The following is a 21259-nucleotide window of genomic DNA, read 5'->3' as shown; positions in this document are numbered from 1 at the left end:
TAATTTAGAAAATGCTAACTTAGAGAAAAGTCAACCTTGAGCTTAACATCTAAATTTAGTGAGCCTTGTAGAAGACAGCTAGACTAATTGGCATACTCTAAACACTTCAGATTCCAGCCAGACCCAGCTACAGCCACAGCAGCACGATAATTATCAGCAGGTGTAAACTCTACAAGGCTCCAGTCTTCTGATATGAGTAATTTAGCTGGTTGTGTGGGTGTTAAAGCTATTTCTACTTGCTCTAACTGCGATATTCCGTCACCTGTGGCTTTTAAATAAGCTTCCTTGCAAGTCCAATAGCGGAAAAATACTTGTTGTTGTTGATCAGGAGGAAGCGATCGCACTACCTCATATTCTCTCGGTAAAAAGAACCTTTGGGCAAGTGCTTCTACATCAGATACAGAACGGATATATTCAAGGTCAATACCAATTTTTCGTGTATAGTTTACTGCACACAAGGCTAAACCTTGAGAATGTGACAAGTTAAACAATAAATCACTGTCAGCTAGTGGATCTGCTAATAGTGGTTTACCACGAGGTTCATAATCAAATTGTACTTGTTGCGGCGTAATGCCTAAATACAGGCTTAATATATTTCTTAAACTACCGCGACCAGCAATGAAACGCTGACAATGTTCCTGAAAATGGAATCGGTTAGCACGAGCGAGTTCATCACTAGAGAGAGTGACAACTAAATTTTCTAGCTGTGACTTAGATACATCAAGGTCAATTCGCCAAACATGAACTTCATCGGGTAATAAAGTTAAATCTTTTGGTACAGGTAGCCATAAATGATTAAGACCAGTCATTTGAGTTCTACCATCGACAATGCACTACTACCCTTCATCCTCCGCAATTCCCTCCTTAAGTCCCAACCAAAAGCCAAACTTCTCCGCGTTCAGGACTACTTATTACATGGCTTCTTGTTCTTCTAATTCTAATTCTTATAATTTTAAAAAAAGTCCTTCAGCATTCAGAACTAAATCTTCATCAGATAACGGCAGAAATTCCAAATCAACTGTCCGCTTTAAAATTTCTAATACCAACTCTAGCCGCTCTGTATCTGTCAAGCGGTCAAAAGTATTGAGAAGTTCTTTTACTAAAGCAGTCATAGTCTTTTTCCTAGACCTGATTAAATTGCTCGTCTACTGGAATTTTATAGCCATTAGCCAAGCTATTGGTCATATTTGCTGTACCAATAATCGCCATCAGTTCGCCAAACATAGCATCGTTCATACCTTTAGCACGGGCTGCTGCGCTATGAGATGAGATGCAGTAATTACAGTTATTTGTCACGCTGACAGCGATGTAAATCAACTCTCGCACTAGAGGATCAAGTTCACCAGGGCCAGCCATGACCTCTTTAATTGCTTGCCAAGTTCTTTGTAGGGTAGGAGGATGGTTGGCTAAAGCTTTCCAGAAGTTATTAATATAGTCAGTTTGGCGCGTAGCACGAATATCATCATAGACTGCACGTACTTCGTCGGTTGCTTCTTCGTATTCAATCAGTTTGGTCATATTAATTTGAATAACTATAGATTAAGCTAGCTGGGCATTAAATTTCATAGGACTTATGCATTGATCCAAAAATCCTTGGCATTTTGGCATCCCTATCTAAAGAATGGATAGTTATGCTATGAAAGTGGGATATTTTTAGGTGAAAAGTATTAATTAGTATAATCCCTCGGTAGCTAGCCGAGGGATTTTTTCTCATCTAATTTTTGATTTGGATAACTCGTTGCTTACGGCTAAGTATGCACACCACAAGAGTTAACAAGAGTATGGCTTTAATTGTTGATGGCTCATCTACTGGCTTCACTACTTGTGGTGGGTTGTCGCAAGGTGGAACACCAATAACTCCGCCACCAGGAGGTAAGCATTGGTTAGGTGGGGTTGTGGGTGTAATGGGTGGTGTAGGTGTAGTTGTCTCAGGAGTATCTGTCACCGGAGGTGACTGCCTGTTAGAGGAACCGCCTCCATCTCCATCGCTTCCTAAAGCCAGTAGTAGCAATGCTACAAGCCCACCTCCTGCTAACACTGGCAGGAAGTTAAAACCACTTCCACCTGGGATTAAATTAGTTTCAAAAGCAGCGACAGTATCTGATGGTATGAGAAATTCTTCTCCAATGCCAAGGGCTAAGTCTGGGTTTACTACTTCTGTGACAACTGTAGGTGTACCTTCCAAGGCGTTGAATACTGTTGGTATATCAATTGGTGTTCGTCCGTAGCTACCAGTATTTGTATAATTTGGTGAGTATGGGAAAGAAACTATTTCTAATATGCTTTGTTGTAACGCTTGTGTGTTGCCTGTTTGCAACGCATTTAAGCCTTGAGAGAGGTTATTCAAATAAAACTGCGTCATCTCAGGCGGCAAATTTAAATCCCGGATCTGCTGCTCTAAATTAGGTATTTTTGATGCTTCACGTAAGAGTTCATGACCAAAAGAGTATTTAAAATCTAATAACCCTTGCCGAGGGCTGAGGGAGTTATCACTTCTGGATATTGGTGACCAAGCAAAGTTCTTCGTCACTGTGCCTAAACCTAGTACAGGAGTTTTACTTACACTTTGGCCCAGAACGTATTGATACCCATCTAGAAACCGTGGAGACTGAGCTTTCCAGAATGAAGCATAAGGTATTTCTATCAGTCTAGGATTGTTACCGTAATAAGTAGCGAAGGCATTAAAGTTTGACTTCCCCCCTGCGGCTCGAATGGCTAGGTCGTAGTAACTAGGGCCGCCATTATTTGTTAGTAATTGTTGCAGGACAGTTCCGGTTTTGTTGCAGCCAGTACCCATGCCGATATCACATCGGGGAATGACTAGCATATCGTTGAGATTACGCTGTCTAAGCTGATACTGGAGATACTCTCGCTCTAGCCCTCGCTGTATTTTGCGGTTTCCTACGTTTAGTTGTGCATTAGCAGACTGGCTAACAGATACTACTACTGCCAAAGACGTTAAAAAAACCGCAGTGCTTTTGACAGTTGATTTTAGCAAGATACATCTCCTGATCAATATAAATAAAAACTACTCACACGCAATTAAACAATGCGTATCATTTTTGCTGGGATTTTATCTTCTCTTTAAAGAGGTTGGGATAGCACTTTTGGTTGAACTAGAATTTGCGTTACTGGCCAGTTCAATGTTGAGCGTAATGGCTGTCCCTTTGAGTTCTCCTGCATTCAGAGCGTGGTACAACACTAAGGCACGGTTGGGTTGGTCGAAAAGAAACCCACGACGAGAAGCTTTAATCTTGCCTTCTTTTACCAGAGAAATAAATGATTCTAAATATCTACGTATACTTTGCCGATTTTCTTGATCTCCATTTAGATGATGCTCTACGAGCTTCATAAAAAAGTCTACGGTTCGGCTGTCCTGACCTGCAATTAAACTACCGTTGTCTAAAAACGAACTACCTACTAACTTTCCTTTTAGCTCTTGAACTCTAAAGAGAGTGTAGTAACGCCCTTCTTTTTTAGGATCGTTTACATAACATACCCAAGAACCATCTTTGCTTTGGCTAAATCCTTCTTGAGCTAGGTAAGAAAATAAAGAATTATTAGTTTTTGTTTGTGTTGGTGGAAGTAAATTTTCCACAGGATCTAAAGAGCAAATTTTCTGCGTGGTGGTTTGTTGGGGTGCAACAGGAGTTTTTTGTGCGATCGCCATATTAGAAAGTACTGCAAACGCCAGCATTTGTAAGCCTAATACCCTAGAACAATGTGTAATTATCTCCATCTTCTCGCCTTTTATCTTTGCTTGGGGTGTAAATAATAAATTCTTTTTAATAGACATCAGTTGAAAGTTTATATTAGCAACTCAAAGTAAATTTTTTATTTTAAGTTGTATCTGTTTTACGGTCTTTTTCTGTAGCAATTAATAATAGTTCATCACGCTAAAAAGTGGCTACATTTTTTCTCAGTTTTGTTAATTTAGGGTTTCACCAAAGTTAACAAGATAATATGCTCGGTATCAATTTTTATCCTCGGTGTTTAAATGTATAAAGTTTTGCTACTTATAGCTCTTAAAGTTAACCTGGGTAGCATAATATACTTATAAAAAAATTTTAATACTAGTAATTATTGGCACTTTAACCTCCCTAATTTTCTGTAATTTAAAAAGCTCTGATTAATACTGCTTATATTTCAGGATATTAAGAAACAAATAGTTGGCTGCGAGTTCTTGACTAAGATTGAAAGACTTTTAACTGTCTAAAATTTGTGTATTCATGTATGGCAGGCAACAGGGAATAGGTTTAAAAGTCTTTTAGTGGCTATGTATTATGGTTAGTAGTTGTCCTAACCTTTATTTCGACTGCCATAACTTTTTAATTTGAGCATTTAAATTGTCACAACTTATACTTGATTTCGATAAAAAATTCTATCATTAGGTAGATAACATTAAAGTTTTATATAGACAAGTTTAAAAATCGAACACTATGGCTTGAATTTATAGACACTTATTACCTCAGAATCTTAGATACTTAATAAGCAAAATAAGTATATACTTATACAAAAATAAATAAATGTAAATTATTGATGCCTATTCTTGGTTGTGTAGTGCAGCTTGTTATGATGAGGCTTAAAAACTAAAAACTGGGAATCAGGCAAAATTTCCTCATCCTAGTTCCTAGTAGCTAACCCGTAATTTTAGATTGATTATTTTGATCACTGAACATACTTGTGTAGGGAGTCAACAGGCAACAGGTAATAGCAAAGAATGTTGTATATCCAAGTATTAACTATTGAAATTATGAATCGTTTATACAAGTACTTGGTAATTAACTACCACAACTACCGCAATCTAGAAAGCTACAATCAGCACCACTACAATCGAGAGAACTACAATCTAAAACACTGCAATCTATAGGGTGGCAATGAGAGAAATCACAATCTGGCAATATATTAACCGTCTCAGCACAATTGCAACTCAAATCTCCACAATCTGCACAATCACTAATATCTCCATTACTACAACTTGTGTTTAAAGATTGACAATTATCACTTTTATTGTCTCTTTTTGGTTGCCGTGTATTTACTTCATCCTCTGCTTCTGTGGATTCAGAATTATGAGATTGCGAGTGCAAAATTAGGTTAGCTTGTTTGCAAGCTTGAAATCGTTGGCGCGACTTAACTAAAGCTAGTCTTAAACCTTCTTGTGCAATCACCCGTTTGATATAGCCAGAACATGATTCACCCCCATATAAAATCCTGTGGGCGCAAACAAAGCCTTTGTGAGGGGAAATATGCTTTTGATATCCAGTAATGGCAGTAATGCTAACTCTTCTAGTTAGAGAGTCTATTAAAGAAATCTGCATGATTAGGGGCTAGAAGCTAGGGACTAGGTACTAGAGGCTTGAGATGAAATATTCAGTAATTATTCCCAATCCCTACTCACAACTCCCCACTCCCCACTCCCCAATTTTGTATCGAAATGTTAAGGAATATTGCATTTCTGTCAAAACCAGGAGGTGGAGCGCAAAATCAGCCAAAAGACCGTGGTACGATGCTTTCGGTAAATGTCAAGATTGGGAGAAGACCTTTGACACTACGGGTTGCTGTTGTGGGGTCAGGCCCTGCTGGTTCATCTGCCGCCGAAACACTGGCAAAAGCTGGGATTGAAACCTACCTGTTTGAGCGTAAGCTAGACAATGCCAAGCCTTGTGGGGGAGCTATCCCCCTATGTATGGTGGGTGAATTTGACCTACCCCCAGAGATTATTGACCGCCGGGTGCGGAAGATGAAAATGATTTCGCCTTCCAATCGTGAGGTTGATATTAATCTGGTAAATGAAGAAGAATATATAGGAATGTGCCGCCGTGAAGTCTTAGATGGCTTTTTGCGGAATCGTGCGGCAAAATTAGGGGCAAATTTAATTAACGCCACCGTTCATAAAGTCGATATACCCACAAACAATACCGACCCTTATACTATCCATTACGTTGACCATTCTGATGGCGGCGTGCAGGGCGTTACAAAAACCCTGAAAGTAGATTTAATTATTGGGGCGGATGGGGCGAATTCTCGCATTGCCAAAGAAATGGATGCTGGGGATTATAATTATGCGATCGCTTTCCAAGAGCGAATTCGCTTACCCCAAGACAAAATGGTGTACTACAACGACCTAGCCGAAATGTATGTCGGCAATGACGTTTCCACCGATTTCTATGCTTGGGTATTCCCCAAATACGACCACGTAGCCGTCGGTACTGGCACAATGCACGTCAATAAAGCCAGTATCAAACAGTTACAAGCTGGTATTCGCGCCCGTGCTGCTAAAAAGCTAGAAGGCGGGAAAATCATCAAAGTCGAAGCGCACCCCATTCCTGAACATCCCCGTCCTCGTCGTGTTGTTGGTCGCATTGCCCTAGTAGGAGATGCTGCTGGCTACGTTACCAAATCTTCTGGAGAAGGTATTTACTTTGCCGCTAAATCTGGCCGGATGTGTGCTGAAACCATAGTTGAAACCTCCAACAACGGTAGCCGCATTCCTACAGAAGACGACCTCAAGGTATATATCAAGCGTTGGGATAAAAAATACGGACTCACATACAAAGTGTTAGACATTTTGCAAAGTGTGTTCTATCGTTCTGACGCTACCCGTGAAGCATTCGTAGAAATGTGTGGTGACATGGATGTACAGCGTCTAACATTCGACAGCTATCTGTATAAAACAGTTGTCCCTGCTAACCCCATTACCCAGCTAAAAATTACTGCCAAAACTATTGGTAGTTTAATTCGCGGTAATGCCCTCGCTCCCTAAAAGAGCAATCAGGTACAAATACAACAGAGGAGATGAGGCGCAGATAATTCGGCAATTAGTGCATTATGAATTAATTTGCACCTTGGCTCCTCTGTCATTTTAATTGTGGCAATAAGATTCCCAACTTCTTTAAGAAGTCGAGAATCTGAGTTTGGCAATTTTTACGACAACTGTCTAATATAGCAGGGGGCAGCTGACAGGTGACAGGGTTAAAAGTCTTTTGCTGTCTAAGTTTTATCCTTTACCGATGTCCTAATTACCTTGGTACTGCTATAAATTAGGACAAGGAATAATCAAACATAGGCACTAAACGACTTTCCTCCCTGTTGCCTGTTGCCTATTCCCTATTGCCTTTTTCAATGAAGACTGCGCTATTTTGACTCGTGGCGGTATAGGCGCATTACTACTAACAGAATTGGATTTCGTCTACCAAGCATTGCCCTCCACAAAATGATGTCCACTGGAGGGTAGCTTTTTGTAGAGTCAGGTAGGCGAGAGAAGAGTTTCCCTTAGTACAATCACTAAACTGCATTCCACTCAGGATTACGCAGAATTTGATAGATTGAGCAAATCCAGTATTGAGTTAACTGAAGTCAAGGAATGTAGCGAGTTACTCAACTGCTTATGCAGACGCTTCCTCAACTGATGGCGGGACACTGGGCAATTCTAGACAATATCCTGCACCGTATACCGTCTTGATGTAGCGAGGATGGCGAGGATCTGGTTCGAGTTTAGTTCTTAAATGGCGAATATGAACTCGAATAGTCTCAATATCATCATCAGGATCGTAGCCCCAAACTTCCCGAAGAATTTCGCTAGGAGAAACTGTCTGTCCGTGGCGTTGCAGCAAACAGTGGAGTAACTCAAATTCTAAATGGGTCAGTTTCACCGTCTCACCAAACCATATGGCCTCAAACCTTTCAGGAACAAGTGTCAACGGCCCGTAGTTGAGAATTTCGCTGTGCTTGGCGGCTTGGGGAATGCGGTCGGTGCGTCGCAATAAAGCACGTACCCGTGCCAGCATCTCTTCTACCTCAAAGGGCTTGGTGAGATAGTCATCTGCACCAGCATTGAAGCCTTCCACTTTATCTTGAGTCTGGCTTAAAGCAGTCAACATTAACACGGGAATTTCCGCAGTCCGTTCATCCCGGCGCAGGCGTTGACAAACTGTAAAACCATCTACTCGTGGCAACATCAGGTCAAGCATAATCAGGTCTGGTTGTAGCTGGAGAGCTAACGCCTGACCTTTGATGCCATCTTCCGCTTGGTTGACATCGTAGCCAGCCATTTCTAGGTTGACGGCAACAAGCTCGGAAATTGCTGGGTCATCGTCTATGACAAGAATCCTCGGCATTCTTAAAAAATTATTGCTACTTATTAAGGAAAAATAAGAATCTTTGTAGCGATACAAAGATTTCTGTCTTGATTATAAAAAAGATTTTAAATCTAACATAAATATTAAAACTACTTAATGACAAATCAGAATTAAGGTACACGAAATTTTAGAAATGATGTGTTACTCACCCTACAATCCCGCTAAGTTTTTGCAGAATGGTCTTGCCATGACAGTTTATACTGCTTTTTGGGGCAGACGTAACTGGGAAAGCACAACTATACATCCAGAGCCGCCTTATCATAAAACAATATTTATGGGTGGGCAAGGTGTGCCGATTTTTAGTTGGGTTGCCATACCAGAAAATGCTCACAGCACAATTATTGCAACATATGGAATTACTGGCGAGTTAGAGCAAGAGTGGTCTTTGAGATTGCTAGGGCGCAAAGCCTATGCTCTAGGTTATGCCGTAGTTTTATTTGATTGGCGCGCCCACGGTAAAACCGCCCAATTGTCACCGACTTTAACCTCTGATGGGTTATATGAGGGTGAGGATTTTGTGCGTCTCGCGGCGGCGGCGGCGGCGATGGGGTGTCCGAGTAAATTTTGGTTTATGGGGTTTTCCTTAGGCGGACAATTAGCACTGTGGGGGTTAAAAGCAGCCGCAGAGTTAACTCAAGGCGATGACAATTTAGGCATTAAATACAGTGATATTGGTGGTAGTGCTGTTATTTGCCCAAGTTTGGATTCGTTGCGATCGCTCACTTACTTGACTAAAGACCGTTTTGGTAGATTATTAGAAGCCAGTATTGTGCGTGAGTTAAAAAAACTGGCTTGGCGAATTCACGATGCTCATCCCGGAACTATTGACCCAGCAGCAATTGAGAGAACAAATACTATCTGGGATTTTGACCATGAACTGGTAATTGACAGACTAGGCTTTCCCTCGGTAGAAGCATACTACAAAGCCAGTAGTGCCTTACAACTGTTACCAGTGCTGGATAAACCAACTTTAATCATCTACGCTGCCGATGACCCTTTATTTCATCCAGATATCATTCCCGATTTACAAGCCGCCTGCGCCCAGAATTCAGCCATAGATTTGTTACTTACCGAGTACGGTGGCCATGTCGGCTATTTAAGTAGCAAAGAGTGTCAGTACACAGCACAAGACCCTGATCCTTGGTGGGCTTGGAATCGAGTGTTTCAATGGCTAGAAAAGCAGTAGTCAATTTGGTATTAGATGCTGTAATGCTTTCTAGCTTTTGATTTTCGCGTTTATTAACCTATTGATAATATTTCAATAAGTGTTGGTTAACCTACCTATCATTCCAGCTTAATCTCCGCCAAATAGATTTTCACCTGATTGCCGCACTATCAGGAAAAAGAGATTAAGTAGGATGAGTTTTTCAAGACGTAGGTTTCTCACTTTAGCTGGTGCAAGCGCCGCTGGAGTAACTGTGCTTTCCCCTTTAGAAGCCTTCTATGCCAAGGTTGCCCGTGGGGAAATGAAAAGGGTAACAGGTTACGGGCTATTAGAGCCTAAGTTACCCTTAAACACATCAGAACTGACAAACACCGTCGCGGGTGATTTAAGCGGAGAGACTCTCCTGGCACTTCCTCCAGGGTTTAACTATCGTGTTCTATCAGTTACAGGTCAAACCATGAGTGATGGTACGATAGTACCCGCAGGTCATGATGGGATGGCTGCATTTCCTGGGCCACGAAACACTACAATCTTAGTTCGCAACCATGAATTAGGTGAGTCTTCCGAAAATCCAGTTGTTGGTTCACCCAGATATTCCAGAGGCGCGCAAGGTGGCACAACTACTTTGCTAGTTGGCCCTAACCGCGAACTGATCAAAGATTTTGCCTCTCTAGCTGGAACCATTCGTAACTGTGCTGGTGGCCCAACACCTTGGGGTAGTTGGATTAGCTGTGAAGAAACCTTCTCTACCACTACTAATCCTGGTACTTCTGAAACCATAAACCACGGTTACAACTTTGAAGTTGTGGCTGACGAAAATAGCGGTTTGGTCACTCCCGTTCCATTAACAGATATGGGACGCTTCAGCCATGAAGCTGTTGCTGTAGATCCCAATACAGGCGATGTTTACGAAACAGAAGATCGTGGTGATAGCTGCTTCTATCGGTTTGAGCCGAATGTGAAACCTACTAAGCCTGGTGACTTAGCTAAAGGTGGAACTCTGTACGCCTTAAAAATTAAAGACCAATTTGCTGTCAATACCAGTAATAACCCTAATTTGGGTGGTCAAGTTGGTCGGATTACTGTTGGTAAACCATTGAAAGTAGAATGGGTGAAGGTAGATAATCCTAACCCGACTACCGAAGGTAGTCGTCGTGGAGTCCGCTTCCAAGCACAAGACAAGGGAGCCGCCATTTTCTACCGAGGTGAAGGTGCTTGGTATGACAATGGACTAATTTACTTTATAGCTACTCAAGGTGGCCCTCCTGCTTTTGATTCCACCAGAGGTAACGGTCAAGTTTGGGTATATAACATTGCTGCACAAGAATTAACTCTCTTGATTGAAGCATCTCCTTCTGGAGAAATTTTAGACGAGCCAGACAACATTACCGTTGCTCCATTTGGCGACCTTTTCCTTTGCGAAGATGGTGGCGGAGAGCAATATGTTGTGGGTGTTAACCAAAAAGGTGAACTATACCAGTTTGCGAAGAATGTTCTCTTTGCAAATAACACTGATCCTGAGAAGGAAGATTTTGTTGACAATGAATTTGCTGGTGCTTGTTTCTCACCTGATGGTCAGACATTGTTCGTCAATATCCAGACCCCTGGACTGACGTTTGCCATTTGGGGGCCTTGGTCACGTCGTCGCAGTTAAAGATGAAGTTGTATGCCAACCAATTTAGATACCTTAAATAAAAATAGTTGGCAAATTCAATGAAAGGGTAAACAAACCAAATTTTTTGCATTAACTAATAGAGCCTGTCTTGGCAGGCTCTATCTTTGCTATTTTAAATATTTTTAAGTTTAATTGTGTTGGTATGATACTCAGCCTGAATGGAAGCTAAGACTTTAGATAAGATTTTAACTTCATGAAGTGAAAAATGAAGTTGTTAGCTAATTAATCTAACTTTCCTGATAGTGATGCAACTGCTGCCAGAATCTATTAAGATTGCTTCCATGCGTCGAAAGCTTTTAGTTTTATCATTGGGGCTACTTGTCTTGGTTGCGGCTCATGGGATGGCACTCATCTACCGCATTCAACCGGGGGTTTCTTTGTGGTTTCCTCCATCTGGTGTAGCGATCGCTCTGAGTTTCTGGTTTGGCATCGATGGTATCATCCTCACAGGCATTGCATCTTTTTTAATGTCGTCTTTTTGGGGTTTGCATGGTTGGGAGCAATTGATTGGCTTCATTGATATGAGCGAACCCTTGGTTGCTTGGTTACTGTACCGTCGGTTATGGAAGGGTTCTCTCACATTCAATAGCCTTAAAGATGCTACTCTTTTCATTTTAAGCACACCTGTAATAGCCAGCACTAGCCTTGCTGTACTAGGTAGTTTAGCGTGGGTATCCACAGGCAAAATGCCGATTACAAATCTTAGCCAAAGTATTCCTCACTGGTGGTTAGGCAATGCAATAGGCATTATGGGAATTGCGCCTTCCGCCCTTGTAGTACTAACTCCTTATCTGCACTCTTGGGGCTTGTTATCGAATTTTCCCGCATCAGATTCAGAATTTTTTTCGATCAGGTTTCAACCTTCCCGCCGTCTGTTATTAGAAGTCTGCACTATATTATTTCTTTGTATCAGCATTGCTTCTCTTACCGTTGCCCAAGTTTCAGCTAATAGCCAAACAGAATTTAGGTTTCAACAGTTATCTTTTTTGAGCTTTATTCCTGTGTTATGGGCTGCCACTCGCTTCGGAGTCGCTACGGGAATGCTCGTTTCTACATTCTCAATATTAGTTACTCTTTTCTCTTATTTGTTAGTTTACCCTAATGCTATATTGTTGCCGAATTTTCCTGTACAGCCAGAGGTTTTACACGTTCACAAGTTAAGTTTGTTGGTGCAGTCTGTTGTAACTTTATTAGTAGGTGTTGCAATTACAGAAAGAGCCAAAATTCAAGTGGCATTAGCTGTAGAAAAATTCCGTTTAGGAGAGTACCAAGCTCGTGCAGAATTATCTGAAAAACTCATGCAACTAAATAATTCACTAGCAGAAACTAATGCCCGGCTTGAAGATTCAAATCGAGATAAAGATAAATTACTCAAGGCTGAACAAGCTTTGCGTAATCGTCTCAGCAATATTTTAGAAAGCATGACAGATGCTTTTATTGCTGTCAATCAAGATTGGCAAATTACCTATGCAAATCAGCAAGCCGCAAAAATTAAGGGAGTAAAACTAACAAGTCTAGTTTCTCAAAATTATTGGCAGTTGTGGTCTGCAATGAAAGGTACAGAATTTGAACATGAACATTATCGAGCGATCGCTCACTCAATACCTGTACACTTTGAAGCATTATACTCTCCCGAAAATATTTGGTTAGAAATCCATGCTTACCCTTTTGAAGAAGGTCTGGCTATCTTTTTTAGAAATATTACTGAGCGCAAACAAGCAGAAGTAGAACGGGAAAATCTACTGGCTAGGGAGCAGTCTGCACGTAGTGAAGCAGAAAAAGCCAATAGGATTAAAGATGAATTTCTCGCTGTCCTCTCTCATGAATTAAGAACTCCACTCAATCCGATTTTGGGCTGGGCAAACTTACTCAGAAGGCGTACTTATGAAGATGCTAAACTAACTCATGGATTAGAAGCAATTGAGCGCAATGCCCAATTACAAATTCAATTAATTGAAGATTTACTAGACGTTTCCCGGATTCAACAAGGGAAAATGACTTTAAATATTCAGCCTGTAAATTTAGTTGATATCCTAGAAGCCGCTTTGGATACTTTGCATCTGGCAATTGAAACAAAGAGTATCCAAATTCAAAAATCATTTGATATCAATACAGCATGGATTGCAGGTGACGCAGCTCGTCTACAGCAGGTAGTTTGTAATTTACTTTCCAACGCTATTAAATTTACGCCGACCGCCGGTATAGTTGAAATTCAACTAAAACAAGTTGATACTTTTGCCCAAATTCAAATTAGAGATAATGGCAAGGGGATTAGTCCAGAATTTTTACCTTATGTATTTGATTATTTTCGGCAAGCTGACGGCACAACCACAAGACAATTTGGTGGCTTGGGTTTAGGTTTAGCGATTGTCCGCCATTTAACTCAACTGCATGGTGGATCTGTTCAAGCCCAGAGTGCTGGCGAAGGAATGGGTGCAACATTCACAGTTAAATTGCCTCTAATGGCAGATTTCATGCCGAAAAGTCAAAAAAATGTGGTTGCGAATGAAAAATTAAACTTGGCAGGGCTGCATATTCTGGTCGTAGACGACGATATAGATACTGGTGAGTTTTTAACTGTGATGCTAGAACAGTTTGGCGCAAAGGTAACTGCGATCGCATCTGGTGGTGAAGCCTTGGAATTTCTAGCTAAACAGAAAGCAGATTTGCTGTTAAGTGATATCGGTATGCCCGGAATTGATGGTTATATGCTCATGCGTTTAATTAGAGCTATGCGGCCAGAACAAGGCGGTGAAATTCCGGCGATCGCCCTGACAGCCTACGCCGGAGAAATTAATCAAAAAAAAGCTTTAGCCGCCGGATATCAAATGCACCTAGTTAAACCAGTGGAGTTAGAAAAACTGCTGGGTGCGATCGGTCAAATTCTGATGTCGTCACACCCGTCCTCAGCAGATAACAATTTGAGCGATCATGATCCTATCCAGCATCATGTCTAGATTATTTTATATATTTGATGAGTCAGCACTTCAACTTTTTTGGAGCAGCAAGCAATCTGCTGAGGATTGATGTCTGCTAGAGTGGTCGCGGCAGAACAAGTCGATGAAGGGATGGTTGAATGATCTTGGTGCTGCGTTCGAGGTTACTTGCCGCCGCTTATCTTGGTCGTTGTGCTGCTTTCTTTTTTTGACAAAGTTCTTGATATATTCAAAAATTATGAGTTCAAATCAACAACAATTTCTACAAAATCTTTACGATGCTTTCAACAACCGCGAAATTGAAACAATCATTTCGTTTATGCAACCGGACGTAAAATGGGCGAACGGATTGGAAGGCGGTTTCGTTTACGGGTGCGACGCAGTGCGCGAGTATTGGACGAATCAATTTAAGATTATTCAACCTCAACTCGAACCATTAGATTACGAAACGGACGATGACGGTAGAGATGTCGTAACAGTTCATCAAATTATTAAAGATTTGCAAGGCAACTTGCTCGCGGATATGACTGTTCAACAAATCTTTACAATCGAGAACAATTTAATAAGTCTTTATGAACTTGGCGAGAGCGAAACAATACAAGCGACAATTCAGAAGGCTGGAACGTCCAATTAGCGACGAAATTTTTAACTATTAGTTCTTCTGACAATCCCGCTTTATATGACTATTAACCAATGACCAAAAAGCCAAAATTTCCTTACCTAGTTGGTTCTAAGTGGACAGCAAGGCAAAAAGTAGACGGTTGGCGACACTTTCAAGTTGTTAACCGCAAAAATCAAGGTAAGTGGGTTTATGCCGAAATGGTTGCTTCTTGCGACCCTAATGTTCGTTTCTGGATTAACGCCAAACTCTTACAAGACCGTTCTCAATGGATTGGTGGTTGGCAATCTCTAAATGAAATCGAAGCTATGTAATCAATTGAGTATAATTACTCAAACTCAAAAAATTTTAGGAAAAAGCTTTAATTTTATAATTTTTCACAAATGAATGTCTCAGGGTTCAAAATCAGCACTGTTAATAGTCCAGTTAGTAAGCCAGAGGAATTTTCCCCATCCCTGAAACTAAGGAATTGTGGACAAATTAAGTAAATATCTAGACGCGCCAGCGATGAGGCGATCGCAGTTTTGGCAGTTTCCGTCGAAGTTGATGGTAACCCCCTGAACCTTTAGGGGTGAACGTTCCTGTAGCGAATGTCCTATTTTTCGGACTTTAAGCAACTGTATGCAGAGTTAACCGAGCAAATGAGAGGTTAAGACTTTCTGCTTAAGTCCTGAAATGAACTAAAAAGTATGTACAGCAGAGCTTTTAATATTTTTGTCTATTGTAACTATTTTAATAAATATTTTTGTATAAAATACATTTAAAAGCTTTTTATTAGTTAATATTAATTTTAATCAGACTTTTTATCATAATTAAACATAATTTCATTTTTATAAGCTTTATAGCTTCATTTTTCATATTTTATGCCCCTTTCTTTTCTATGTAATTTCGTCAATAATGACACTCAACTACCTCACACATTGCCATCGGCGGCTAGGTGAAGGCCAATGTTTGAGCCAAAAGTTTGATAAAAAACTATAAGAGGCAAACAACAGTGAAACTAGCAGTCTACGGAAAGGGCGGTATTGGCAAGTCAACAACTAGCTGTAACATATCTGTCGCTTTAGCCAAACGGGGCAAAAAAGTACTACAAATTGGTTGTGACCCAAAACACGACAGTACTTTTACTCTGACTGGGTTTTTGATTCCCACAATTATTGACACTCTTCAGTCCAAGGATTATCACTACGAAGATGTCTGGCCAGAAGATGTGATTTATAAAGGCTATGGCGGTGTTGACTGCGTAGAAGCTGGCGGCCCACCTGCGGGTGCTGGATGTGGTGGCTACGTAGTTGGCGAGACTGTAAAATTATTGAAAGAACTTAATGCTTTTGATGAGTACGACGTAATTTTATTTGATGTCCTGGGTGACGTGGTTTGCGGTGGCTTTGCCGCACCTTTAAACTATGCAGATTATTGCATGATAGTTACTGACAACGGTTTCGATGCTTTATTCGCTGCTAACCGGATTGCGGCTTCAGTTCGGGAGAAAGCCAGAACTCATCCACTCCGTTTGGCAGGGTTAATTGGCAATCGCACGTCTAAGCGCGACTTGATCGAGAAATACATAGAAGCAGTCCCCATGCCAGTTCTAGAGGTTTTACCTTTAATTGAAGATATTCGCGTATCTCGTGTTAAGGGCAAAACATTATTTGAAATGGCTGAGTCAGATCCTTCCCTGAACTACGTTTGCGATTATTATCTCAACATTGCCGACCAAATTTTGGCACGACCAGAGGGTGTAGTGCCAAATGATTCCCCTGATCGCGAATTGTTTTCTTTGTTGTCAGATTTTTATCTAAATCCGCGAAAACCACAGGTTCCTAATCACGAAGAGGAATTAGACTTGATGATTGTATAAATCATCAAATTCTCAGGATGAGGAATAATATGGCTTTCTTTAATAGCTTTACAGATTCGATAAAACAGAAGTGGTTGCAGTTCTTTCAGGCAAACCGTGAATGGATTAGCCTGCATATGGAAGTCGAATCGGTGTACACCCCTGATGGTGGGAAGCGACCACCTTCTTACCTCATCCTGGGAGTTGTGAACGCCCTGGAACCGAAACTAGCGCAGTTGATGCTGCCATTTTCCAAACTGAATGCTGATGCTGACACCTTAATTGATGTGTTGGAGTTGCATTTTGACCCAGATATTGCCCTTGGTAATCGCTTAAGTCATCCCCCAGAAGAACCAGAGACAAACCAATATGTTTCAACATCTGTTGTCGATGACAATATTGATGATGAAACTTTAGCGATTTCTCACACCAGTGGTTTTGCCTTAGATCTAAGCGAATCAAAGGAAGACCAAAATGAACAAAACGTCAAACCTGAGTCTGAACCTGCGAACGCATCTGAAGTAGATGATTTTAGCGATGTTTCCTTTGATACAGATATTACATCAGCAACCAAGCTGGATGAAGCAATTTTAGAAGATCTGAATACACCAGACGAAAATGCTTTTAGTGATGTATTGTCTGATGTTTGGGGTGATGAAACAGCATTACAAAAGGGTGAAGAAAATAATGATTTTTTAGGGGAAGAATTACCAACTGGTGTTTTTGATGAATCAGAAATTGCCCGTCTCTTCCCCAACGCTTAATAGTTACCGTTGAAAAAGTATGAAGACTCAAGGGTGAAGTATGAAATCACAAATTTAATCTTCATCCTTCATCTTTTTACTCATCCCTGTTTCAAGGGTGGCGGATAACTACTGCCTTTAAATAACAAGGGGAGAAAACCAAAATGACTGTCGCTCAACAACCAGAAGCATTAAACTTTGAGTGCGAAACTGGAAATTACCACACCTTCTGTCCAATTAGCTGCGTGGCGTGGTTGTACCAAAAGATTGAAGATAGCTTCTTTTTGGTGATTGGGACAAAAACCTGTGGCTATTTTCTCCAAAATGCAATGGGGGTGATGATTTTTGCCGAACCCCGTTATGCAATGGCAGAGTTAGAAGAAGGTGATATTTCGGCACAGTTGAATGACTACAACGAATTGAAGCGGCTGTGTGAGCAAATTAAACGCGATCGCAATCCGAGTGTGATTGTCTGGATTGGCACTTGCACCACCGAAATCATCAAAATGGACTTGGAAGGTTTAGCACCCAAGTTAGAAGGCGAAATTGGGATTCCGATTGTTGTAGCGCGTGCTAACGGTTTAGATTACGCATTTACCCAAGGGGAAGATACTGTTTTAGCCGCAATGGCAAATCGCTGCCCAAATCAGGCTCCGGTGACAGAAAATGAAAAAAATGAGCGCAACGCCATTCAAAAGCTACTCAACTTTGGGAAGAAAAAAGAAGAAGTAGTTCAAGAAGAATCAGAATACGTAGATCATCCTCCCTTAGTTCTCTTCGGCTCTCTCCCTGATCCTGTTGTTACGCAGTTAACCCTAGAATTAAAGAAACAAGGTATTAAAGTATCTGGGTGGCTACCTGCGAAACGCTTCACTGAACTACCAGTGCTAGAAGAAGGGTATTACGTTGCTGGTGTTAACCCCTTCCTCAGCCGCACTGCTACCACCTTAATGCGTCGCCGCAAATGCAAACTGATTGGCGCACCCTTCCCCATCGGGCCTGATGGTACTCGCGCCTGGATAGAGAAAATTTGCTCTGTGTTTGGCATTACGCCTAAAGGTTTGGAAGAACGGGAAGCACAAATCTGGGCAGGCGTAGAAGATTATGTCAAACTAATTCGGGGCAAGTCTGTGTTCTTCATGGGCGATAACTTGCTAGAAGTTTCCTTAGCACGGTTCCTAGTGCGTTGTGGAATGACTGTGCAGGAAGTTGGCATTCCTTACATGGATAAACGCTACCAAGCTGCGGAATTGGCTTTTTTAGAGAAAGCTTGCCAAGAAATGGGCGTACCTTTACCCAAGATTGTCGAGAAGCCAGATAATTACAACCAAGTGCAGCGAATTTATGATTTAAAACCAGACTTAGTAATTACTGGTATGGCTCATGCTAACCCATTAGAAGCGCGGGGTATTAATACCAAGTGGTCGGTAGAATTTACCTTTGCTCAAATTCATGGGTTTAGCAATGCCCGTGACATTTTAGAATTGGTAACTCGCCCGTTGCGTCGCAATAACAATTTGAAAGATTTGGGTTGGGATAAGTTAGTCAGGGAAGAAGCAAAGATTTAAAATTTCGGTTGCGAATTAGTCTATAAAAATAGAATTTTTGGGGCGGACTTTGGTTCGCCTTTTTTGTTTTTTTTCACGCAAAAGAGCCGAGAAGAGCGCAAAATTGTGTACTTATAAGTTGAAAAGCTATTTTTTTACGTGGTTAGTTTGATTTGATCTAGCACCTGTGTAATTGATGCTCAAAGTAAGCCCCAATCCAATTCCAGGGTCTGTGTAGAAGCCAAGCACAGAGAGGATGTCAAACTGATTTTGCATCCTGTTCGAGTAACATAAGTAGCTTACGCAGCATTGGGATGGATAGTTGCAATTCATCAGCCGTGAATTGAGATAAAACCTGTTTCTCTTTCTCAAACAAAATAGGCATCACAGTATTTGCAAGCTGTATTCCTTTGGGAGTCAGTTGCACCATCACGCTGCGTCGATCCTCTGCATCACGGACACGCGTTACTATGCCATCTTGTTCTAGGCGGTCAATCCGGTTTGTCATTGCGCCTGAAGACAGCATGAGCAAACTATAGAGTTCAGTCGGTTTCAATCGAAAAGGTTGTCCCTGTCGTCGTAGTGTGGCTAACACATCAAATGACCACACGTTCAAGCCATACTCAACCAGTATACTTTCTCGGTGCTTTTCCAGAAGACGGGCAATTCGCAGTACCCGCCCAATTATCCCTATGGCTGAAGTATCCAACTGCGGCAACTCCTGTTGCCATTCCTCAAGAATGATGTCAATTCGATCTTTGTTCATAGTGCCATTTTATCTTGACATCGAGATTCTTGACTTTTATCTTTATCTTAAGTATCTTGATATCAAGATATATTTGCAAGCATCTTCTATCCTCCTCACAAAACAATAGCCATGACACCCATACGTCTAGGTCTCCAGGGATCTGTCCCTAATGGTCAAAGCTACTTGTATGTTCTACTAGCATTGCTGAATGGTGCGATATTGCCGATTCAAAGCAATCTCAATGCTCAATTAGCGCGATCGCTCAATTCTGTACCCCTAGCCGCAGATATTTCTTACCTTGTCGGCTCAATTGCGTTGATTAGTTTGTTATGCACAGGTTGGTTTGGTCATCCAGATTGGTCTGCTTTAGCCAAAGCTCCCCGGTGGAGTCTAATGGGTGGTTTATTCGGAGTTTGGTATATAACTTCCAGTACTTACTTCACCTCTATTTTGGGGACTACTTTGACTCAGGGGTTAATTATCTGTGGACAAGCGATCGCAGGCTTAGTGACTGACCATTTTGGCTGGTTAGGAGTTAACCGCCGTCGCCTAACAGCTAATCGTCGCCTTGTGATGGGACTGTTAATTGTGGCAATTTTTTTGCTTTCGCTACCAACTTAATACTTTTCAGTATCATCTTATGGAAATCTTCTTAGCATTGCTTGGTGCTGGCTCGGCTGGTGGCTTCTCAACAATTAGCGCAGCTGCCAATGCTCGATTAAAGACAATACTCCACTCCCCAATAGCAGCAGCAACGATTAATTTCATAGTTGGGTTTGGTATCCTCACATTGCTCCTAGCACTTGGTATTCTCCAACCCTATAAGCTTGACTTACTTTCTGTTACTCCTTGGTGGGCATTTTTAGGCGGCTTGCTAGGTGCAATCTTCGTAACCTTAAGTAGCTTAATAGTTCCTAAATTGGGTTTAACTACAACTACTTTAGTTGTCGTCTTTAGCCAGATGTTTATGTCACTGGTCATTGATCAGTTGGGATGGTTCGGTGCTATTAAATATCCGATTACCACACCCAAGATATTAGGAATAGCCACATTAGTAGTAGCGATCGCAATTAATCAATTGGACAAAAACTATTCTGATCAAAACTTCAAGTAATGCCTTAAATAAGGTTGAACAACTGGTATTTTTTTAAATCAGTTACTTACAGTGAAATTCCCCAACCACACAGAAACATGGTTTCTCCCTCTATTCCCTTATTGCAATAAAAACTATGGAATGGCTTAATAAACCTCCTAATTGGTCGCACTCAGATCAGCGAATCATCGTCACAACCGCACCAAAAACCGATTTTTGGCGTATGACTCACTATGGTTTTATTCGTGATAGCGGACATTTCTACTTTGACCGAGTGACTACAGATTTTGTTGTCGATGTCAAGATAAAAGGAAGCTATAAAGACTTATACGACCAAGCAGGGATTATGATTCGTGCTGACGAGCAACATTGGATCAAAACTGGGATTGAGTATGTAGATGGAGTACAAAATCTGAGTGCTGTTGTCACTCACAACTATTCAGATTGGTCATTTACACCTTTGCTAAATCCTCCTAACATTTTTCAGCTACGGGTTGAGCGATGCCAAGAGGCAATTCATATTGCTTATTTAGATGAATTTTCCCGCTATGTTTCATTTAGAATGGCTTATTTTCCAGTCGAGCTAGACATTCAAGTTGGAATTATGTGTGCATCACCACAAGGAAATGGGTATGAGGTAATTTTTGAAGATTATATAGCGTTTCTCAGTCTAAAGAAGTACAGTAGCAACAATGGGTAAACCAATTATAAATATCATTTAAAGAGACTTGGTTAAAAGCATTTTCAATCGCTTT

20 protein-coding genes are annotated in these 21259 nt (G+C 41.1%); 12 read left to right on the top strand and 8 right to left on the bottom strand.

Annotation, left to right across the window (positions count from 1 at the left end):
* Window positions 1–83: 83 nt before the first annotated feature.
* From hetI to yidD, 6 genes are all read right to left on the bottom strand, one after another.
* On the bottom strand, window positions 84–809 hold the full coding sequence (gene hetI / locus H6G76_RS19620; protein ID WP_190704231.1) for a 4'-phosphopantetheinyl transferase HetI: 726 nt from the start codon (window positions 807–809) through the stop codon (window positions 84–86).
* A gap of 135 nt (window positions 810–944) precedes the next feature.
* Window positions 945–1112 (bottom strand): hypothetical protein, encoded by a 168-nt coding sequence (locus tag H6G76_RS19615; RefSeq protein WP_190704228.1) that lies wholly within the window; start codon window positions 1110–1112, stop codon window positions 945–947.
* A 10-nt stretch (window positions 1113–1122) separates the two neighbouring features.
* Complete coding sequence (locus H6G76_RS19610) at window positions 1123–1518, bottom strand: carboxymuconolactone decarboxylase family protein (RefSeq protein ID WP_190704225.1); 396 nt, start codon at window positions 1516–1518, stop codon at window positions 1123–1125.
* Between the two features lie 196 nt (window positions 1519–1714).
* Complete coding sequence (locus H6G76_RS19605; protein WP_190704222.1) at window positions 1715–2998, bottom strand: hypothetical protein; 1284 nt, start codon at window positions 2996–2998, stop codon at window positions 1715–1717.
* A 75-nt stretch (window positions 2999–3073) separates the two neighbouring features.
* A complete protein-coding gene (locus H6G76_RS19600) occupies window positions 3074–3739 on the bottom strand; it encodes a hypothetical protein (RefSeq protein WP_190704338.1) in 666 nt (221 codons plus the stop codon).
* 1042 nt (window positions 3740–4781) lie between these two features.
* On the bottom strand, window positions 4782–5318 hold the full coding sequence (yidD, locus tag H6G76_RS19595) for a membrane protein insertion efficiency factor YidD (protein ID WP_190704219.1): 537 nt from the start codon (window positions 5316–5318) through the stop codon (window positions 4782–4784).
* A 224-nt stretch (window positions 5319–5542) separates the two neighbouring features.
* Between yidD and chlP the strand changes: the two genes are divergently transcribed.
* Entirely contained in the window at window positions 5543–6763 is a 1221-nt protein-coding gene (gene chlP / locus H6G76_RS19590) for a geranylgeranyl reductase (protein ID WP_397333725.1), read from the top strand.
* A gap of 622 nt (window positions 6764–7385) precedes the next feature.
* Here the strand turns inward: chlP and H6G76_RS19585 are convergent.
* Window positions 7386–8117 (bottom strand): response regulator transcription factor, encoded by a 732-nt coding sequence (locus H6G76_RS19585; RefSeq protein ID WP_190704214.1) that lies wholly within the window; start codon window positions 8115–8117, stop codon window positions 7386–7388.
* Between the two features lie 154 nt (window positions 8118–8271).
* On the opposite strand from H6G76_RS19585, the gene H6G76_RS19580 reads away from it, so the two are divergent.
* The 8 genes from H6G76_RS19580 (at window position 8272) to H6G76_RS19545 (ending at window position 18684) form a co-directional block, all read left to right on the top strand.
* A complete protein-coding gene (locus H6G76_RS19580) occupies window positions 8272–9324 on the top strand; it encodes a YheT family hydrolase (protein WP_190704211.1) in 1053 nt (350 codons plus the stop codon).
* 172 nt (window positions 9325–9496) lie between these two features.
* Window positions 9497–10957 (top strand): alkaline phosphatase PhoX, encoded by a 1461-nt coding sequence (locus H6G76_RS19575; protein ID WP_190704208.1) that lies wholly within the window; start codon window positions 9497–9499, stop codon window positions 10955–10957.
* A 266-nt stretch (window positions 10958–11223) separates the two neighbouring features.
* Entirely contained in the window at window positions 11224–13935 is a 2712-nt protein-coding gene (locus H6G76_RS19570; RefSeq protein ID WP_242056463.1) for an MASE1 domain-containing protein, read from the top strand.
* Window positions 13936–14038: 103 nt separating this feature from the next.
* Complete coding sequence (locus H6G76_RS19565; protein WP_313934804.1) at window positions 14039–14548, top strand: nuclear transport factor 2 family protein; 510 nt, start codon at window positions 14039–14041, stop codon at window positions 14546–14548.
* A 59-nt stretch (window positions 14549–14607) separates the two neighbouring features.
* The gene (locus tag H6G76_RS19560; RefSeq protein WP_190704205.1) at window positions 14608–14847 is read left to right on the top strand and encodes a TIGR02450 family Trp-rich protein; all 240 of its coding nucleotides are present in this window, start codon (window positions 14608–14610) and stop codon (window positions 14845–14847) included.
* Between the two features lie 680 nt (window positions 14848–15527).
* The gene (gene bchL, locus H6G76_RS19555) at window positions 15528–16394 is read left to right on the top strand and encodes a ferredoxin:protochlorophyllide reductase (ATP-dependent) iron-sulfur ATP-binding protein (RefSeq protein WP_313934803.1); all 867 of its coding nucleotides are present in this window, start codon (window positions 15528–15530) and stop codon (window positions 16392–16394) included.
* A 29-nt stretch (window positions 16395–16423) separates the two neighbouring features.
* On the top strand, window positions 16424–17137 hold the full coding sequence (locus tag H6G76_RS19550) for a DUF5331 domain-containing protein (RefSeq protein WP_190704202.1): 714 nt from the start codon (window positions 16424–16426) through the stop codon (window positions 17135–17137).
* A gap of 143 nt (window positions 17138–17280) precedes the next feature.
* The gene (locus H6G76_RS19545) at window positions 17281–18684 is read left to right on the top strand and encodes a ferredoxin:protochlorophyllide reductase (ATP-dependent) subunit N (protein WP_190704200.1); all 1404 of its coding nucleotides are present in this window, start codon (window positions 17281–17283) and stop codon (window positions 18682–18684) included.
* A 238-nt stretch (window positions 18685–18922) separates the two neighbouring features.
* Here the strand turns inward: H6G76_RS19545 and H6G76_RS19540 are convergent, their stop codons facing one another.
* Window positions 18923–19429 carry a MarR family winged helix-turn-helix transcriptional regulator gene (locus tag H6G76_RS19540; RefSeq protein ID WP_190704197.1) on the bottom strand — a complete coding sequence of 169 codons (507 nt, stop codon included), beginning with the start codon at window positions 19427–19429 and terminating at the stop codon, window positions 18923–18925.
* Between the two features lie 111 nt (window positions 19430–19540).
* Between H6G76_RS19540 and H6G76_RS19535 the strand changes: the two genes are divergently transcribed.
* The 3 genes from H6G76_RS19535 (at window position 19541) to H6G76_RS19525 (ending at window position 21204) form a co-directional block, all read left to right on the top strand.
* Complete coding sequence (locus H6G76_RS19535; protein ID WP_190704196.1) at window positions 19541–20032, top strand: DMT family transporter; 492 nt, start codon at window positions 19541–19543, stop codon at window positions 20030–20032.
* Window positions 20033–20051: 19 nt separating this feature from the next.
* On the top strand, window positions 20052–20525 hold the full coding sequence (locus H6G76_RS19530) for a DMT family transporter (RefSeq protein WP_190704193.1): 474 nt from the start codon (window positions 20052–20054) through the stop codon (window positions 20523–20525).
* A gap of 115 nt (window positions 20526–20640) precedes the next feature.
* On the top strand, window positions 20641–21204 hold the full coding sequence (locus tag H6G76_RS19525; protein WP_190704191.1) for a DUF1349 domain-containing protein: 564 nt from the start codon (window positions 20641–20643) through the stop codon (window positions 21202–21204).
* Window positions 21205–21259 lie beyond the last annotated feature (55 nt).

Source organism: Nostoc sp. FACHB-152 (assembly GCF_014697475.1).
GTDB lineage: Bacteria > Cyanobacteriota > Cyanobacteriia > Cyanobacteriales > Nostocaceae > Nostoc_B.
Note: the sequence above shows the minus strand (reverse complement) of the source record. Positions and strands in the feature narration are given on the sequence as shown.

What these genes read in the sequence shown, in the direction of transcription:
- H6G76_RS19550 (WP_190704202.1), top strand. Translation starts at nt 16,424, where the DNA reads ATGGCTTTCTTTAATAGCTTTACAGATTCGATAAAACAGAAGTGGTTG.
- H6G76_RS19545 (WP_190704200.1), top strand. Translation starts at nt 17,281, where the DNA reads ATGACTGTCGCTCAACAACCAGAAGCATTAAACTTTGAGTGCGAAACT.
- H6G76_RS19610 (WP_190704225.1), bottom strand. Translation starts at nt 1,518, where the DNA reads ATGACCAAACTGATTGAATACGAAGAAGCAACCGACGAAGTACGTGCA.
- hetI (WP_190704231.1), bottom strand. Translation starts at nt 809, where the DNA reads ATGACTGGTCTTAATCATTTATGGCTACCTGTACCAAAAGATTTAACT.
- H6G76_RS19600 (WP_190704338.1), bottom strand. Translation starts at nt 3,739, where the DNA reads ATGGAGATAATTACACATTGTTCTAGGGTATTAGGCTTACAAATGCTG.
- H6G76_RS19560 (WP_190704205.1), top strand. Translation starts at nt 14,608, where the DNA reads ATGACCAAAAAGCCAAAATTTCCTTACCTAGTTGGTTCTAAGTGGACA.
- H6G76_RS19615 (WP_190704228.1), bottom strand. Translation starts at nt 1,112, where the DNA reads ATGACTGCTTTAGTAAAAGAACTTCTCAATACTTTTGACCGCTTGACA.
- H6G76_RS19565 (WP_313934804.1), top strand. Translation starts at nt 14,039, where the DNA reads ATGAAGGGATGGTTGAATGATCTTGGTGCTGCGTTCGAGGTTACTTGC.
- H6G76_RS19585 (WP_190704214.1), bottom strand. Translation starts at nt 8,117, where the DNA reads ATGCCGAGGATTCTTGTCATAGACGATGACCCAGCAATTTCCGAGCTT.
- H6G76_RS19575 (WP_190704208.1), top strand. Translation starts at nt 9,497, where the DNA reads ATGAGTTTTTCAAGACGTAGGTTTCTCACTTTAGCTGGTGCAAGCGCC.
- yidD (WP_190704219.1), bottom strand. Translation starts at nt 5,318, where the DNA reads ATGCAGATTTCTTTAATAGACTCTCTAACTAGAAGAGTTAGCATTACT.
- H6G76_RS19525 (WP_190704191.1), top strand. Translation starts at nt 20,641, where the DNA reads ATGGAATGGCTTAATAAACCTCCTAATTGGTCGCACTCAGATCAGCGA.
- H6G76_RS19535 (WP_190704196.1), top strand. Translation starts at nt 19,541, where the DNA reads ATGACACCCATACGTCTAGGTCTCCAGGGATCTGTCCCTAATGGTCAA.
- H6G76_RS19540 (WP_190704197.1), bottom strand. Translation starts at nt 19,429, where the DNA reads ATGAACAAAGATCGAATTGACATCATTCTTGAGGAATGGCAACAGGAG.
- H6G76_RS19530 (WP_190704193.1), top strand. Translation starts at nt 20,052, where the DNA reads ATGGAAATCTTCTTAGCATTGCTTGGTGCTGGCTCGGCTGGTGGCTTC.
- H6G76_RS19570 (WP_242056463.1), top strand. Translation starts at nt 11,224, where the DNA reads ATGCAACTGCTGCCAGAATCTATTAAGATTGCTTCCATGCGTCGAAAG.
- H6G76_RS19580 (WP_190704211.1), top strand. Translation starts at nt 8,272, where the DNA reads ATGATGTGTTACTCACCCTACAATCCCGCTAAGTTTTTGCAGAATGGT.